This is a genomic window from Algibacter sp. R77976, assembly GCF_044594645.1.
In the GTDB taxonomy this organism is placed as follows: domain Bacteria; phylum Bacteroidota; class Bacteroidia; order Flavobacteriales; family Flavobacteriaceae; genus Algibacter_B.
Genome location: NZ_CP138989.1, coordinates 1,862,759 through 1,878,212 on the forward strand (window position 1 = coordinate 1,862,759; position 15,454 = coordinate 1,878,212).

Annotated in this window: 16 protein-coding genes; 8 read left to right on the forward strand and 8 right to left on the reverse strand. The window is 30.8% G+C overall.

Translation table 11 applies throughout. The features are described from left to right. The first annotated feature begins 2 nt into the window (after positions 1–2). The 4 genes from SJY43_RS08195 (at position 3) to SJY43_RS08210 (ending at position 3,914) form a co-directional block, all read left to right on the forward strand. Positions 3–611 (forward strand): DUF4956 domain-containing protein, encoded by a 609-nt coding sequence (locus SJY43_RS08195; protein WP_396603345.1) that lies wholly within the window; start codon positions 3–5, stop codon positions 609–611. 15 nt (positions 612–626) lie between these two features. After that, positions 627–1,334 (forward strand): DUF2490 domain-containing protein, encoded by a 708-nt coding sequence (locus SJY43_RS08200; protein WP_396603346.1) that lies wholly within the window; start codon positions 627–629, stop codon positions 1,332–1,334. A gap of 2 nt (positions 1,335–1,336) precedes the next feature. Next, positions 1,337–2,761, forward strand: a complete 1,425-nt coding sequence (locus tag SJY43_RS08205; RefSeq protein WP_396603347.1) for a CotH kinase family protein — start codon at positions 1,337–1,339, stop codon at positions 2,759–2,761. 88 nt (positions 2,762–2,849) lie between these two features. Continuing rightward, positions 2,850–3,914: a WD40/YVTN/BNR-like repeat-containing protein gene (locus tag SJY43_RS08210; RefSeq protein ID WP_396603348.1), complete on the forward strand. Its 1,065-nt coding sequence runs from the start codon at positions 2,850–2,852 to the stop codon at positions 3,912–3,914. 14 nt (positions 3,915–3,928) lie between these two features. Here the strand turns inward: SJY43_RS08210 and SJY43_RS08215 are convergent, their stop codons facing one another. The 7 genes from SJY43_RS08215 to SJY43_RS08245 form a co-directional block, all read right to left on the reverse strand. Then, on the reverse strand, positions 3,929–4,369 hold the full coding sequence (locus tag SJY43_RS08215) for a sensor of ECF-type sigma factor (RefSeq protein ID WP_396603349.1): 441 nt from the start codon (positions 4,367–4,369) through the stop codon (positions 3,929–3,931). Positions 4,370–4,380: 11 nt separating this feature from the next. Then, a complete protein-coding gene (locus tag SJY43_RS08220; RefSeq protein WP_396603350.1) occupies positions 4,381–4,887 on the reverse strand; it encodes a hypothetical protein in 507 nt (168 codons plus the stop codon). A gap of 43 nt (positions 4,888–4,930) precedes the next feature. Next, the gene (locus SJY43_RS08225) at positions 4,931–5,473 is read right to left on the reverse strand and encodes an RNA polymerase sigma factor (protein WP_396603351.1); all 543 of its coding nucleotides are present in this window, start codon (positions 5,471–5,473) and stop codon (positions 4,931–4,933) included. Positions 5,474–5,762: 289 nt separating this feature from the next. Then, positions 5,763–7,598, reverse strand: coding sequence for an ABC transporter ATP-binding protein (locus SJY43_RS08230; protein ID WP_396603352.1), 1,836 nt, complete (start codon positions 7,596–7,598; stop codon positions 5,763–5,765). Further along, positions 7,598–9,328 carry a phospho-sugar mutase gene (locus tag SJY43_RS08235; protein WP_396603353.1) on the reverse strand — a complete coding sequence of 577 codons (1,731 nt, stop codon included), beginning with the start codon at positions 9,326–9,328 and terminating at the stop codon, positions 7,598–7,600. Before SJY43_RS08235 ends, SJY43_RS08230 begins: the two co-directional genes overlap by 1 nt. An 82-nt stretch (positions 9,329–9,410) precedes the next feature. Then, complete coding sequence (locus SJY43_RS08240) at positions 9,411–10,358, reverse strand: glycosyltransferase family 2 protein (protein WP_396603354.1); 948 nt, start codon at positions 10,356–10,358, stop codon at positions 9,411–9,413. 39 nt (positions 10,359–10,397) lie between these two features. Continuing rightward, complete coding sequence (locus SJY43_RS08245) at positions 10,398–10,931, reverse strand: DUF4199 domain-containing protein (RefSeq protein ID WP_396603355.1); 534 nt, start codon at positions 10,929–10,931, stop codon at positions 10,398–10,400. Positions 10,932–11,090: 159 nt separating this feature from the next. On the opposite strand from SJY43_RS08245, the gene SJY43_RS08250 reads away from it, so the two are divergent. The 4 genes from SJY43_RS08250 to SJY43_RS08265 all read left to right on the forward strand — a co-directional run bounded on the left by SJY43_RS08250 (position 11,091) and on the right by SJY43_RS08265 (position 13,828). After that, a complete protein-coding gene (locus tag SJY43_RS08250) occupies positions 11,091–11,342 on the forward strand; it encodes a type B 50S ribosomal protein L31 (RefSeq protein WP_345164505.1) in 252 nt (83 codons plus the stop codon). A gap of 131 nt (positions 11,343–11,473) precedes the next feature. After that, positions 11,474–12,649, forward strand: a complete 1,176-nt coding sequence (locus tag SJY43_RS08255; protein WP_396603356.1) for a GlmU family protein — start codon at positions 11,474–11,476, stop codon at positions 12,647–12,649. A 170-nt stretch (positions 12,650–12,819) separates the two neighbouring features. Beyond that, the gene (locus SJY43_RS08260) at positions 12,820–13,485 is read left to right on the forward strand and encodes a lysoplasmalogenase family protein (RefSeq protein ID WP_396603357.1); all 666 of its coding nucleotides are present in this window, start codon (positions 12,820–12,822) and stop codon (positions 13,483–13,485) included. A 7-nt stretch (positions 13,486–13,492) separates the two neighbouring features. After that, positions 13,493–13,828 carry a hypothetical protein gene (locus tag SJY43_RS08265; protein WP_396603358.1) on the forward strand — a complete coding sequence of 112 codons (336 nt, stop codon included), beginning with the start codon at positions 13,493–13,495 and terminating at the stop codon, positions 13,826–13,828. On the opposite strand, the gene SJY43_RS08270 is transcribed toward SJY43_RS08265, so the two are convergent. After that, the gene (locus SJY43_RS08270) at positions 13,825–15,444 is read right to left on the reverse strand and encodes an ABC transporter substrate-binding protein (protein ID WP_396603359.1); all 1,620 of its coding nucleotides are present in this window, start codon (positions 15,442–15,444) and stop codon (positions 13,825–13,827) included. The two genes, SJY43_RS08265 and SJY43_RS08270, sit on opposite strands and share 4 nt — an antisense overlap. Between the last annotated feature and the right edge of the window lie 10 nt (positions 15,445–15,454).

Consider the following 15,454-nt stretch of genomic DNA (forward strand, 5'->3'; position numbering starts at 1 on the left):
AGATGGAATTTTTAGATATCCCCCTTTTTGACGACGATTTTTATAAAATGATGTTCAGATTCGTTATTAACTTTACATTTTTAACGCTTATAATTAGGTTCATTTATTATCCGTTTGCCAAACGAAAAGATTATGTGTTTACCTATTATTTAATTAGTGCCATAGTATTCTTTCTATGTTTTACACTTAAAAAGTATAATCTTGATATTGGTATGGCTCTTGGCTTATTCGCCATTTTTGGTATTATTCGTTACAGAACAGATCCCATTCCAATTAAAGAAATGACCTATCTGTTTGTAGTTATTGGGGTGTCTGTAATAAACTCTTTGGCTAATAAAAAAATGAGTTATGCCGAAATTATTGGTGCTAATGCACTAATTATTACAGTACTTATTATTATTGAGAGGTATTGGGCTTTAAAACAAGAGGAATCAAAATCTATTGTTTATGAAATTATAGAAAACATAAAGCCTGAAAATTACGACATATTAAAAAGCGATTTAGAAAACAGAATGGGTTTAAAAATTAACAAAGTAACTATAGGCGATGTTGATTTTTTAAAAGATACAGCAAAAGTGACTGTTTTCTATTTCAATAATAATCAAGATTAACTCAAATCAAAAAATATGAAAAACAAAAATCACCATAACCTATCCTATTATATAGCATTTTTGTTATGCATCATAGTTGTGCAAACCAATTATACGCAGTCTGATGATACTAAAGATTTAGAGGGTTGGAGTTCTATTGGACTAGAATATAAACTGAATAAAAAATGGAGTTTCGAACTTGAAGAACAGTTGAGATTAGATGAAAATATTTCAGAGATAAGAGAATATTTTACGCAATTAAGTGCCGAGTATACTTTAATGAAAAATTTTAAAATTGGAGGAGGACTTCGTTTTATTAGAGAGAATGATAATGAAGGTAATATTCAAGGCTACGAAAATCATTTAAGGTATAATTTAGATGCAAGCTACAAACATAAAATAAACGATTTCTCGATTAAATACCGTTTGCGCTATCAAAATAAAAATGAATTATCTGTAGACGATAATGCCAATCAGAATATACGTTTTAAAACAGGATTAGAATACAACATAAAAAAATGGAAGTTAGATCCTAAATTTTCTGCCGAAATATTTAATCATTTTGAAAAAGGCGATGAGAATGGGTTTAGTAAATACAGGTTAACGTTAGGAACAGATTATAATTTCAAGAATTTTGGAAAGATTACACTTTTTTATCGCATAGAAAAAGAGTTAAATGAAACTATTCCTAAAACAACAAATATTATTGGATTAAAATACACATACACTATTAAAAATAAATAATTATGAAGAATATAAATTTTAAAATTACCACGCTTTTAAGTATAATCGCCATTGTGCCATTTTTATTTATGAATTGTTCTACCAAGGATTCTAATGATGATTCTGAAGACGATTATGAAGAAGAAGTTGTTATTGACAACACAGATTTTGAAGCCACAGATTGGACAACGGAAACCCACAGTAAAGAGGCAGATCCTAATTTTGACGAAATTTTTGATGATACAGCAGTAAAAAGAATAGATATTGTTATTTCTGATAATAATTGGGATGTTATGATGGATGATATGACAAGTTTATACGGAACCTTTGGTAATTCAAGAGGTGGAGGAAGAAATTTTTCTGATGAAAATCCTGTTTTTGTTCCTGCTTCTGTATATTATAATAACATTGAATGGTATAAAGTAGGGGTGCGTTTTAAAGGAAATTCAAGCTTACAATCTACATGGCAAAGGGGTATTTATAAATTATCGTTCAAACTAGATTTTGATGAGTTTGAAGATGATTATCCTCAAATAGACAACCAGCGTTTTTATGGATTCAAAAAACTAAGTTTAAAAAATAACTACCTAGATGAATCTATGTTAAGAGAAAAAGTGGCTACTGATGTGTTTAGAAATGCGGGACTAGCTGCTTCTCATACAGCTTTTTATAGGGTTTATGTAGATAAAGGAGATGGTGCTCAATATTTTGGATTATATACACTAGTTGAAGAGGTTGATGATACGGTAATAGATACACAGTATTCAAGTGATGATGGTAATTTGTATAAGCCTGATGGCGATGCAGCATCTTTTGCAAGTGGATCTTTTGATGAAGACGAGTATGTAAAGAAAACAAATGAAGATGAAGCCGATTTTACAGATGTGTCAAATTTATTATCAATTTTACATGATGGAACAAGAACAAGTGATGCCGCTACTTGGAGAGCCAATTTAGAAGCTGTTTTTGATACGGATGTATTCTTAAAATACTTAGCAGTTAATACCGTTATTCAAAACTGGGATACTTATGGTAGAATGACACATAACTATTTCTTATATAACAACCCAGATACAAGTAAATTAGAATGGATTCCTTGGGATAATAATGAGTCTTTAGAATATGGGAAAATGGGAGGGTCTTTACCGCTAAATTTCTCGGGCTTAAGTTCGTCTTCATGGCCGTTAATAGGGTATTTGTACCAAGATGAAGTGTATAAAGCAAAATACGATACCTATGTTCAAGAAGTAGTAGACGGCCCGTTTAACACAAGTACAATACAAGCATTATATACAACTTATGCTGCATTGGTTGAGCCTTATGCAACATCTGAAATTAATGGTTATACGTTTTTAAATACTAGTAGCGATTTTTATTCTGCTGTTTCAACACTAAAATCGCATGTGTCAAGTCGTGCTTCTGCAGTTAATAGTTATTTAGATAATTAATAAAAAAAGAGTTTACTTGATTTAGTTTTTTAAAAAGCTTCGTGGTTTATTTGCGGAGCTTTTTTACTTTTATAAAAATTCAAGAATTATGAAGTATGTTTTGTTGCCATTAGTATTCATTGTTTTTTTTATTTCCTGCGGAAAGAAGAAAACTTTTAAACCAAGAGATGTTAATACAATTGAAATTGAACATTTAATGCAAGACTCTTTATTGGATGTTAGAGCTCTAGAAGTTTATGATGAAAACGTAGCTTATTTTGCGACATCAACAGGTAAGATAGGTGCGATTTCCGATAATGAAGAAGGTTTTACTGAGGTTTTGGATTACAAATTCTTAGTTCAATTGAAACAGGATTCAATTATACCAAATTTTAGATCTCTTGCTGCAACTAATAATTATGGTTTTGCAATGAGTATTGCTTCTCCTGCCTTGATATTTAGAATGGGAGATGATGAAGATAATGTAGTCTACCAAGAAAACCACCCTAAAGCTTTCTACGATTCCATGGACTTTTGGAATGATGAAGAGGGTATTGCTATTGGTGATTCAACGGTTGGGTGTTTAAGCATTATTATAACCAGAGATGGCGGAAACACATGGACTAAATTATCTTGTAATGATTTACCAAAAGGCACAGAAAATGAAGGTGCTTTTGCTGCAAGCGATACTAATATTGCTATTGTTGGCGATAATACTTGGGTGGCTACTACTGCCGGTAGAATTTATTATTCACCAGATAAAGGAAAAACTTGGGACGTATATAATACACCAATAGTTAAAGACAAAGAAACTGAAGGCATTTACTCTATCGACTTTTATGATGCCTTAAACGGTTTTGCTATTGGTGGAGACTATACTAAACCAGATGCCAATACAGCAAATAAAATGAAGACTAGTGACGGTGGTAAAACATGGGCGCTAGTAGCCAAAAATCAAAATCCAGGCTATAGAAGTTGTGTGCAGTACATGCCTAATAGAAATGGGAAAGAATTAGTTGCTATTGGTTTTAAAGGTATTGATTATAGCAATGATTCGGGAAATACATGGAAACATTTAAGTGATGAAGGGTTTTATACCATTAGGTTTTTAAATGATTCTATTGCTTATGCTGCTGGGGCTGGAAGAATTTCAAAGCTTACGTTTAGAGAATAAAAAAAAGAGAAAATTTAATTTTTCTCTTTTTTTCTTTTTTTATATTCTTCAAACATTTTTTTCTTAAAATCATCCTCAGTTAATTTGAGAAGAATTATTTTTTTAGGTGGTAAAATACCAGAAAGGTTACTAACAAAGTCTGTTTTAGCTTTATGCATTTTGAGTTCGGCCTTATTAAGTCTAGCTAAGAGATCGTTAGCTCTTTCATTAGTTAACGAGTCTTTGTTCACTCTTATCTCTTTCTGTATGGCTTTAAATTCTTTAAATCTAATCTCAGAGGTTTCTTTTTCAAAGGCATTATAAAGTGGCCAAAATTTTTGTGCTTCTTTTTCAGTTAAATCCAGTTTTTCGGTAATAAAAGATACTTTAAGTGCTTTAATACGCTCTCTGTTTTTGTGCTGAGCTGTTAAATTTAATGAAAACAACAGCAGGATTATTGGGATTATTTTTTTCATTTTATTATGTTTTATTCTAAAATTAAGTCTTCTATATCAGCATTATTTAGCAGATATTCTTCAATATTATCGTCATTTACATCAGAGTGAATTATTAGGTCTTCTGTAATGTGCTCATCATTTAATAATGCTGCAAATTCATAAATACCTATGTTTTCATCTGCAAGGTAGCTTTCAACCGTTTCAATATCTAAATTATCAAAAGTAGGTTTATTATCAAATATAGAAAGATTGAATAATAATAGAATTGCAGCAGCAATACTCGATACATAAACTAAATTTCGTTTAGTAAATAACTGAATTACCTTAGGTTCATTTTCTTCTAAATTATTATCTAGAATTGAACTATTCAAAGATTCAAAATAATTATCAGGAACTTTAAATCCAGATTCTTTTATTGAATCTAGTTGATTTTCAGTATTCAATTTACTAAAAATTTTTTCATCTAAAGATTCAAAATAATCATGAGGTGTTTTAAAACCTGATGCCTTAATATTATGTAAATTTGTATTCTTCATTTTTTTTCTTACTACTTATTTGACTAAAATAAAATGGAAAGGTTTAATTATTAGTTAAATAGGCTTCAATTTTTTTTACTGCGATGTGATAGGATGCTTTTAAAGCACCTTCGCTAGTCTCCAATATTTCAGACATATCTTTATATTTCAAATCTTCAAAATACTTCATATTAAAAACTAATTGTTGTTTTTCTGGTAAGGTGGCTATGGCGCTTTGTAATTTTAATTGAATGGCATCACCTTCAAAATAAACATCGGATGTTAAATTATTTATGGCTAGTTGCTGCACCTCTTCATTGCTTACTTGTAATCGTTTCGCTTTTTTGTTAATGAATGTTATAGATTCGTTTGTTGCTATACGATACATCCAAGAAAATAGTTTACTATCTCCTTTAAATTTATCTATGTTTTTAAAAATCTTTATAAATGTGTTTTGAAGCACATCATCTGTGTCATCATGAGACTTTACAATATTTCGAATATGCCAATACAAACGCTCTTTGTAAAGTTCTAAAAGCACTTTAAAGGCTTGGTTTTTCTGGGATTTCGATTTTAGTTGTTCTAATAGTTGTGTTTCGTCAATCACAAACAATTGTTTAGACTTTAGACTAATAAATATAGTAAAAGTTTAAAGGGTTTTTTAAAAAATTATATAATTCTATTAATCAGGTGTTTACGAAGCAAAAAATCGATTAAGTGTAATTAATAACGATTAAATGTGTTTTTTCTTGTAGGATAAGTTTATCTGCTATATATTTGTACCAGAAACCTACTTATGTTGTTAGTCTTCCCCAAGTCTAACATAAACCGAAAAAAAGGATAGAAGCCCCCAAATCTCTATCCTTTTTTATATTTATAAGCTTTTTTTCTTGGTTTTACTCGAAGCTTTGCATGTCTACTAATTTTTTGTAAACCCCTTTTTTAGCTATAAGTTCATTGTGTTCTCCCTGCTCAACAATTTCGCCTTTGTTCAACACTACAATATTATCTGCGTTTTGAATGGTTGAGAGTCTATGCGCAATAACAATAGATGTTCTGTTTTTCATCATATTCTCTAAAGCTACTTGAACAACGCGTTCACTTTCTGTATCTAATGCTGAGGTAGCTTCGTCTAAAATCATAATTGGTGGGCTTTTAAGTACAGCTCTAGCAATACTTAAGCGTTGTTTTTGTCCACCAGAAAGTTTGCCTCCAGCATCTCCAATATTGGTGTTTATACCTTCTGGGAGATCTTTAACAAATTCCCAAGCATTGGCAATTTTTAAAGCTTCAACAACTTCCTTTTCTGTAGCATTTTCATTTCCAAGTTTTAAATTATTGAATATAGTATCATTAAATAAAATAGCATCTTGCGTTACAATGCCTAGTTGTTTTCTTAACGAGCTTGTTGTTACATCGTTTATATTGATACCATCAATTAAAATATCTCCTTTGTTAACATGATAAAAACGAGTTATAAGATTCGCTATGGTAGATTTTCCACTACCAGATTGACCAACTAATGCTACTGTTTTTCCTTTAGGAATGGTTAATGAAAAGTCTTTTAAAACATATTCGTCTTGATACTTAAATGAAATGTTTTTGAAATCTATTTGGCTACTAAAACCTTCAATTTCAATGGCATTTGGTTTGTCTTCAATAGGGTTAGGAGCGTCTATGATTTCTTGAATACGTTCTGCAGCTGCGCCACCTTTTTTAATGTTGTATATACCACGAGTAATGGCTTTTGCAGGGGTTAGTATATTATATGAAAGCCCTAAATATATTAAAAATGTACTTCCTTCTAGAGTAGAACTTGGGTCGCCTTTTAAAATTAAATTACCGCCATACCAAAGGATTCCTGAGATCATGAATATTCCAAGAATTTCACTAGTAGGAGATGCTAGGTTTTGACGGTTTAATAGCTTATTTGAAAAATGATAAAACCGTTGTGTAGATTCTTGAAACCTCTTATAAAAAAGACCTTCGGCATTAAATCCTTTTATTATACGTAATCCTGTTAAGGTTTCTTCTAGAGTAGAAAGAAATGTACCTTGTTCTTTTTGCACACGTCCAGATTTACGCTTTAAGCTTTTTCCAATTCTGGAAATAACAAAGCTCATTACTGGAATAAATATAAAAACAAACAATGTTAGTTTTGGACTTATTATAAGCATTAAAACTATTGTAAATATGATTGATAATGGTTCTCTAACAATAAGTTCTAAAACTGGTAGGAAAGAATATTGTAAATCATTTACATCGCCGGTAACTCTTGCAATAATATCTCCCTTTTTTTGTTCTGAAAAGAATGATAATGGTAATTCTATGGTTTTTTTATAAACTTTATCTCTAATATCTCTTATAACACCATTACGTAAAAACACTAAAAAATAATTGGCTAAATAACCCGCAATATTTTTAAGTATAAACATGCTTATAATAAGCATTATAACAAAAATTAGAGCTTTAGATTTATCGCCCCCAGTAAAGTTATTCATATGGTAGGAGACTAAGTCTCCCGCAAAATCATCTATATTATTAAGACCATTATATTTAGGGATTACTTCTTGAATTTGCTTTTCTTTATCAAAAATAACATCTAGCATTGGTTTCAAAGCAGGAAAAGAAAGCGCCCCAAATAAAGCATAAAACACGTTAGATATAACGTGTCCTATGGCATATTTTTTATAAGGCTTGGCGTACCTTAATATATTTGTAAAATGACTCATTAAATAAGATTCATATCTTTTAAAATGGTTTCAGCTTTTTTATCTAATGCAGCTTCAGTAGTTTTAAAATTTTCAATGGCATCTAATTTAGAATTCACGCTTACATAAAATTTAATCTTTGGTTCTGTACCACTAGGTCTTAAAGCTACTTGGCTTCCGTCTTCAGTATAATAAATAATAACGTTAGATTTTGGAATATCAAGCGATGTTAATACGCCTGTCGCCATATCTTTTGATGTTGCCGAATCGTAATCTTCAATTTTTATAACCTTAGAGCCGTTTATAACTTTTAGCGGGTTTTTACGTGCGTTAGTCATCATTTGTTTAATTTCTTCTGCGCCTTCAATACCTTTTTTAGTTAACGATACTAATTTTTCTTTATAAAAACCAAGTTCAGCATAAAGCTTTATTAATTCATTAAAAAATGAGCTGCCACTAGATTTTGTAATTGCAGCAATCTCGCAAGCCAATAGGGTAGAGGTTACAGCATCTTTGTCTCTTACAAAATCACCTACCATGAAACCAAAACTCTCTTCGCCACCACCAATAAAACTTAATTCTGGATAGTCTTTAATAAGCTTTGCAATCCATTTAAAACCTGTTAAAACAATTTTACTTTCTACATTATAAGATTCTGCTAGTTTAGTTAGCATTGGCGTAGAAACGATAGTTGATGCTATAAATTCTTTGCCTTTAATTTTGCCTTCTGCTTTCCATTGTTTTAATAAGAAAGCTGTCATCATCAACATGGTTTGGTTACCGTTAAGTAATTGTAATTCACCATCAGAATTACGAACAGCAACACCTAATCTATCACAGTCAGGATCTGTACCAATAACTATATCTGCGCCTTCTTTTTCAGCAAGTTCTAAAGCCATTTTTAAAGCAGCTGGCTCTTCTGGATTTGGAGATTTAACTGTTGGAAAACCACCATCTGGTACTTCTTGTTCTTTTACTATAGAAACGTTTTTGTATCCAGCACGTTTTAATGTTTCTGGAACAGCAGTAATCGATGTCCCGTGAAGCGATGTAAATACTATTTTTAAATCATCTTTAGCTTCTTGAGTCGCTCCAACAGAACCGTTTTCTACAGATGCATCAATAAAAACATCATCAACATCTTTTCCTATATAATGAATTAAATCATTATTAGCTTCAAATTTTATATTAGCATATTCTAAAGCATTTATCATATCGATAACTGCACTATCATGTGGAGGTACCAATTGCCCACCATCTTGCCAATACACCTTATAACCGTTATATTCTGGAGGATTGTGAGATGCTGTTAATACAATACCGCAATGACAGTTTAAATGTTTTACTGCAAATGATAATTCTGGAGTTGCACGTAAATCTTCAAACAAGTATACTTCAATGCCATTGGCCGAAAACACATCGGCAACTACTTTGGCAAGAGTTTTACTATTATGTCTACAATCGAAAGCAATAACAGCTTTTGGTGTTTCGTTAGGGAATTGTTTGTGTAAATAATCACTTAAACCTTGCGTGATTTTTCCTAAGGTATATTTGTTTATACGATTGGTTCCTACACCCATAATACCGCGCATACCTCCAGTTCCAAATTCTAAGTCTTTATAAAAACTTTCTTGAATATCTTTTGGATTATTAGCTATGCTATCTTTTATAATAGTTTGCGTTTCTTCATCAAAAGCAGGAGTTAACCATGCATTTATTCTATCTAAAATTTTTGGTTCAATGTGTATCATATAGTTAAATTTATATAAACAAAAATAAGAAATTCCTTAAATGTTAAAGGATGTAATTTAGGTTAATTTTTAGAGTATTGTGTTATAAATTTAATTCCTCTTTAATTGAATACCTCTTTTTGTCTGTTTTATTACGTAAAATAAGTTCGCCTAAAAATCCAGCAACAAAAAATTGTGTACCTATAATCATTGTAGAAAGCGCAATGTAGAATTGAGGACGCTGCGTTATAAGTCTACCAGCACGATTAATAAACATTTTGTCAATGCCTAGGTATGCAGCAAATGTAAACCCAATAGCAAACATTATAAAGCCTAAAGCTCCAAAGAGATGCATGGGGCGTTTACCAAAATGTGATAAAAACCAAATGGTAATTAAATCTAAAAAGCCATGTATAAATCTATTCATGCCAAATTTTGTTTCACCATACTTTCTAGCTTGGTGTTGTACTACTTTTTCACCTATTTTAGAAAAGCCGGCGTTTTTAGATAATACTGGAATATAACGATGCATTTCTCCATTTACATCAATATTTTTTACAACATTTAATCTGTAAGATTTAAGACCACAGTTAAAATCATGAAGTTTAACTCCAGAAGTTTTTCTTGCAGCCCAATTAAATAGTTTTGATGGTAGATTTTTGCTTATAAATGAATCGTAACGTTTCTTTTTCCAGCCAGAAACTAAATCATACCCATCTTTAATAATCATGTTATAAAGCTCAGGGATCTCATCAGGACTATCTTGTAAATCGGCATCCATAGTAATTACTACACTTCCTTGAGCTTTTTCAAATCCGGCATGTAATGCTTGAGATTTTCCAAAATTTCTTAAAAAACGAATCCCTTTTACAGATTCGTTCTGATCGGAAAGTTTTGATATTATTCCCCAAGAATCATCAGTACTGCCATCATCTATAAAAATGATTTCATAAGAAAAATGATTGGATTGCATAACTTTAGCAATCCAATCATATAATTCCGTTAAAGATTCTTCCTCGTTTAGTAGTGGTATAACTACAGATATATGCATTTATAATAGTTTCATGTATAATATTCAAAAATACTGAATTTATGCTTCGTCTGGGTTATTTTTTTTCATAACTGCCGCAACTATTAATCCAACAACACTTAAAGGAAGTAAGTAGTTAAAAGCTAAGCTTTGTAATAAGTTAACAATAGAAAATAGATTTTGTGATTCCATTTTTTCAACTGTTTCATCTATAGCAGCAGTTGGTGCATTAAATCCTTCAAGGGTTTGCACAACTTTATCAAGCATTTTGTCTTTTAAAACTTCGGATGCTTCCACATCAATAAAGTTGAATAAAATATAGGAGAAAATTGAACTTAAAACTAAGCCAATTAAAATTGTAATAAAATATGAGGTAAAGGCATATTTAAATGAGATAAAACCATTAGAGAAGTTTTTAACTTTTAGAACAGCAATAATTCCAAAAACTATTATAAAAAAGTATAAAGAAATTCCATATGAAAAGTTTACAAATAGACCTAAATTTACAGCATAGACTATAGCTGTTAATAAAGTTAAGAATATTCCTAAATAAAGCCCCCAATTTGTTGCAATAGATTTTAAAGATTTTTCCATAATATGTTAATTAATTTGTTAGTTGAATGGTTAGTAACCAAAGATAGTAAAACGTTACATTTGAAAACTAAATAAAAAACAATAAAAAGTATTGCGCATTTATAAAAAATAGTTAAATTTGCACTTCCAAAATTGAAAGTAATAAAAAAGCATTTAGCGATGAGAAAAGGTATACATCCAGAAAATTATAGAATAGTAGCATTTAAAGACATGTCTAATGATGATGTGTTTTTAACAAAATCTACTGCAGATACTAACGAAACTCTTGAAGTTGATGGCGTTGAATACCCATTAGTAAAAATGGAGATTTCTAGAACGTCTCACCCATACTATACTGGTAAATCTAAATTGGTAGATACTGCTGGTCGTATTGATAAGTTCAAAAACAAATACGCTAAGTTTAAAAAATAAATTTAGTCAAAAAATATTTTTATCAAAAAAGCCTTTCTACTATGAAAGGCTTTTTTATTTTTACAAGAGTAATTTTTATTTATTAAGTTTTAGAACTTCAAATTTCTAGCTTTTAAACTTCAAGTTTTCTTATGAATTATATTCTTTTCGATGGTCCTTCTCGCAACAATTTATTGCCTTTTACATTTACAAGACCAGTAGCAGATATTCGTGTTGGCATTTTAACCATTAGAGAAAAGTGGGAAACGTTTTTGAAAACAACAACCACTACAGTAACTGAGGATTATTTATCTGATAAATTTCCTATGGTAGAAATGGATGAAAACGTTATGATTAACGCATCGTATCTTCCAAATTTAGAGTTGGTAGAAATGATAATCAACTTAAATGAAAATCAAGCTATTTTTAAAGGAGAAGATGTTATAGCGTTTTTTACAAAAGAAGCTCAAGAAGATATTGATTTTGGTGCTTACGAAGCTATTGAGTTCGCAGAAGAAATTATTAAAATAGAAAATACCTGGGATATTTTCTCTAAAAATGGACATGCTATTCAAGAAGATTTTGTACTTATTACAAAAGATAAAATATCACAACCTATTCCAGCAAGTAATAATATAATAGCTCCAGAAAATATTTTTATAGAAGAAGGCGCAAAATTGGAGTTCACAACACTTAACGCTAGTACAGGCCCAATTTATATAGGTAAGGATTCTGAAATTATGGAAGGCGCTATTGTTCGTGGTCCATTAGCACTTTGTGAAGGAGCAGGAATAAAATTAGGAGCAAAAATTTACGGGCCTTCAACTGTTGGGCCTCATAGCAAAGTAGGAGGAGAGGTTAATAATTCGGTTATTTTTGGTTACTCTAATAAAGGGCATGATGGCTTTTTAGGTAATTCTGTTTTAGGAGAGTGGTGTAATTTAGGAGCAGATACGAATAATTCTAATTTAAAAAACAATTATGCTGAAGTCCGTTTATGGGACTATCAAACCGAAGGTTTTGCTAAAACAGGCTTGCAATTTTGTGGACTCATGATGGGAGATCACAGTAAATGTGGTATTAATACCATGTTTAATACAGGTACCGTTGTTGGGGTAAGTGCTAATATTTTTGGTAGTGGTTTTCCTCGAAATTTTGTTCCAAGTTTTAGTTGGGGAGGTCATGGAGGTTTTACAACCTACTTAACAAAAAAAGCTTTCGAAGTTTCTAAAGTAGTTATGGCAAGGCGTAAAGTTGAATTTACAGACCAAGACAAAGCTATTCTGGAACATGTTTTTGAAGAAACTAAGCATTTTAGAAGGGGGTAATAACTTTTCTAATTACTTGATTTTAAATATTACCGATTAAAAGCTCATAATTAAGCAAAAAGAAATATTTGAGCGGTTTGTTGTTTATTTTGTGAAGATAAAATCCTACTTTGCTCGTGTTATATTTTTAGGTAATGAAAAGTAGTTATAAAAATAGCAAGTTCTTTATTGTGATATTTTTAATTGTTCTTATAGCAGATATAGCTATAAAAACGAAATATGATATTTCTGTTTATAGGTTTCTTTCAAAAATTTCTTTATCCGTTTTATTACTTCTTTATTATAACTTTTGTCAGAGAGAAAAGTATAAAATTAAGCGTTTTTTTATGACAGCTGCCTTAGCGTTTTTTTTAATAGGCGATGTCTTTTTTATCTTATATGAAGTAGAGCTATACTATATATTCGGAATTTTTTCTTTTGCCTTTGGGAAGCTATTTTATGTTTTTAAGTTTTCTAATCAGAGTGATTTTAAACTAAAAAGACTATTACCGGTTATACTGTTTTGCTTCACTTTAATGATGGTAATATTGTATTTAATAAACGGAAATCTAAATAATTTTTTCTTCCCTACATTGTTATACCTTTTCATTGTTACCCTATTTGTAATATTTGCTTTTTTAAGAAAAGGGCTGGTAAATGAGAAAAGCTATTATGTAGTTTTATTAGGTGTGTTTTTGTCTATTTTGGCAGATAGCTTAGCGGCTTTATCGTCTTTTTATAGCAGTAAAATACCATATCATGCAATTGGTGTCATGCTTTTTTATGGTTTATCTCAACTCTTTATTGTTTTGGGTGTATTGCAAGAAAATAATATTAAAAATAGTGAATTAAATTAGTTGTTATATGTTAGGAATTATATTAATCTATTTTATTGGAAAACGATTTTACGATCTATCGGAAGAGTATAATCAAAACAAGTGGCTCTATGCAATTTTAAGTATTGTTATATATTACGCGGCAGGTTTCATAACAGGATTAATTATAGGTGTACTAGATGTTTATATTTTTGACTGGGGAATAGATTGGGATAATAACTGGAGTATAAACCTTTTAGGTTTGCCGGTTGGTTTGCTTGCAGTATGGGGTTTTTATGTTTTTCTAGAGAATAGCTGGAAAAAATCGGTGGTCGTAGTTAAAGACGAAATAGATGATATTGGTAGAAATAGCGAAGATTATTAGTCTTTTCTAACATACCTTAAGTCCAACAAATTAATAGGGTTAGTGCCTAAGCCTTTTACATTTTTCTGAGTAAATCGTATTACTTCATCATAAAACAGCGGTACCATAATGGGTTTATCCATAGCTAAAGAATCTATTGTTGTGTATATGTGTTTTCGTTTTTCAATATCTGTTATTGTAAATGCTTTGTTGTATAAACTATCTACTTTACTGTTTTTATAATGAAAATAGTTAGAGCCATCTGGAGCAAAATTTTTACTGTAGAAAATAGATAAGTAATTTTCAGCATCCAAATAATCAGCCACCCAAGAACTTCTAAACATATCAACTTTACCGTTTGACCTAGCCGATCTTAATGTAGCTTCTGGCATGACATCAACATTAATAGTTAGTCCAGTTTTTTCGATTTCTCGTTGAATAAATTCACAAAAACTTAAATAATTACTCGATGTCACTAAGGTTATTTCTGGGTTAGTAATACCGCTTTCATTTTTAAATTGCTCGACTAACTGCTTGGCCTTTTCTGGTTGATAGGTGAACCCTAAAGACTCGTTATGACCTGGCAATCCTTTTGGTATAAAACCACCATTTGCGGGATTCCCTATACCATTTCGTAAATAAATCATCATCTTTTTTCTGTCAAAGCCATAATTTATAGCCTTTCGTATCAATGGTGATTGTATTTCTGGAGTTTCAGAGTCCAAGTAAAATCCTAAATATTCAGTATTTAAAAAAGGACCTCTAATTAAGTCAACGGTCGGTGCATACTTTTCTCTAAGCCTACCATCTGCAGTTAATAATTCGTCCTTATAGGATGCGTCTAATCCTTGTAAATAATCAATGTTTCCTTGTGCGAATTGTAGAAATTCGCTTTGCTTATCTGGTAAAAAAGTAAGCGCTACGGCTTCAAGGTAAGGTAAAGATTTACCAGCTTCATCTTTTTCAAAGTAAAGGTTATTTCTTCTTAAAACAAGTTTAATGTTTTCTTCCCAGCGTTTAAACTTAAAAGGTCCTGTTCCAATTGGGTTGGCTCTAAAATCGGTTCCATAAAAATCTGCAATTTCTTTGGGGATTACAGAACAGTATTTCATGGTTAATAAGCCTATAAATGCAGGGAAAGGTTGTTTTAAGTTTATCTCGAAAATGGTATCGTTAATGGCTTTAAAATTATCAACCTTGTTTAAAACCCAACTTCCTGGAGCTGCAATTTTTTTGTCTTTTATTCGGTTTAAGCTATAAGTGAAATCGTCTGCAACAACCGTTCTAGTAGAATCTTTACCAAATAATTTATGTTTATGGAAGTATACATCGTTGCGCAAATTAAATATATAGGTTAATCCATCTTCAGAGATTGTCCAATTTTTAGCAATTGCGGGTAGAATATTCAAATCGCTATCCAATTGTACTAAGCCATTAAATAGCTGATTGTTAATAGAGTTGTCTTGAAGTGTTCTAGAAAAGGCAGGGTCTAGAGTGTTTATATTGGCATATTCGTTATACCGAAAAACAAGATGGTCTTTGTCTGTATTTGATTTGTTTCCACAGGAAAAAAACAAAAAAAGCATACAACTAACTGATAAGTAGGTGATTATTTGTCTTGAAATTGGTTTTAACATGTAACTTATT

Bases quoted from the DNA above. Each gene is read 5' to 3' on its own strand.
- SJY43_RS08265 (WP_396603358.1), top strand. From the start codon at position 13,493: ATGTTAGGAATTATATTAATCTATTTTATTGGAAAACGATTTTACGAT.
- SJY43_RS08205 (WP_396603347.1), top strand. From the start codon at position 1,337: ATGAAGAATATAAATTTTAAAATTACCACGCTTTTAAGTATAATCGCC.
- SJY43_RS08240 (WP_396603354.1), bottom strand. From the start codon at position 10,358: ATGCATATATCTGTAGTTATACCACTACTAAACGAGGAAGAATCTTTA.
- SJY43_RS08215 (WP_396603349.1), bottom strand. From the start codon at position 4,369: ATGAAAAAAATAATCCCAATAATCCTGCTGTTGTTTTCATTAAATTTA.
- SJY43_RS08195 (WP_396603345.1), top strand. From the start codon at position 3: ATGGAATTTTTAGATATCCCCCTTTTTGACGACGATTTTTATAAAATG.
- SJY43_RS08235 (WP_396603353.1), bottom strand. From the start codon at position 9,328: ATGATACACATTGAACCAAAAATTTTAGATAGAATAAATGCATGGTTA.
- SJY43_RS08270 (WP_396603359.1), bottom strand. From the start codon at position 15,444: ATGTTAAAACCAATTTCAAGACAAATAATCACCTACTTATCAGTTAGT.
- SJY43_RS08250 (WP_345164505.1), top strand. From the start codon at position 11,091: ATGAGAAAAGGTATACATCCAGAAAATTATAGAATAGTAGCATTTAAA.
- SJY43_RS08245 (WP_396603355.1), bottom strand. From the start codon at position 10,931: ATGGAAAAATCTTTAAAATCTATTGCAACAAATTGGGGGCTTTATTTA.
- SJY43_RS08255 (WP_396603356.1), top strand. From the start codon at position 11,474: ATGAATTATATTCTTTTCGATGGTCCTTCTCGCAACAATTTATTGCCT.
- SJY43_RS08200 (WP_396603346.1), top strand. From the start codon at position 627: ATGAAAAACAAAAATCACCATAACCTATCCTATTATATAGCATTTTTG.
- SJY43_RS08220 (WP_396603350.1), bottom strand. From the start codon at position 4,887: ATGAAGAATACAAATTTACATAATATTAAGGCATCAGGTTTTAAAACA.
- SJY43_RS08210 (WP_396603348.1), top strand. From the start codon at position 2,850: ATGAAGTATGTTTTGTTGCCATTAGTATTCATTGTTTTTTTTATTTCC.
- SJY43_RS08230 (WP_396603352.1), bottom strand. From the start codon at position 7,598: ATGAGTCATTTTACAAATATATTAAGGTACGCCAAGCCTTATAAAAAA.